The organism is Mesorhizobium sp. M5C.F.Ca.ET.164.01.1.1 (assembly GCF_004792125.1).
GTDB classification, from domain to species: domain Bacteria; phylum Pseudomonadota; class Alphaproteobacteria; order Rhizobiales; family Rhizobiaceae; genus Mesorhizobium; species Mesorhizobium wenxiniae.
Genome location: NZ_SRTG01000098.1, coordinates 1 through 459, shown reverse-complemented (window position 1 = coordinate 459; position 459 = coordinate 1). Strand labels below are relative to the sequence as shown.

Genomic DNA, 459 nt, shown 5'->3' with positions numbered 1-459 from the left:
CTCCCTGCTGCCCGCGACGTTGGAACTGGTCCTGCTGGCGTTCATTCCCGGCTTTCTGCTCGCCATCTACCTGGGCTCGCGGGCCGGCATCCATCTCAACCGTTGGCCGGACCATGTGATCCGCATCTTCACCATCCTGGGCTGGTCATTCCCGGTCTATGTCTTCGGACTGCTGATGCTGCTGATCTTCTACTCCGCGCTCGACTGGTTCCCGCCCGGGCGCCTCAGCCAGTGGGCCCAGGCCGCCGTCACCTCGCCCGGCTTCACCCGCTACACCGGCGCGAACACGATCGACGCGCTGCTCAACGGCAATCTGGCCATTTTCTGGGATACGCTCAGGCATCTCGCTGCCCCCGTCATCACCCTGACCTACGTCAATCTTGCCAACATGACGCGTGTCATGCGCACGTCGATGCTGGAAACGCTGCGCCAGGACTATGTCCGCACGGCACGCGCGAA

Annotated in this window: 1 protein-coding gene; it reads left to right on the top strand. The window is 63.6% G+C overall.

The genetic code is table 11. The features are described from left to right. Nucleotides 1-459 (top strand): ABC transporter permease (locus EN807_RS32590; RefSeq protein WP_135937937.1); only part of this gene is annotated, 459 nt, incomplete at both ends.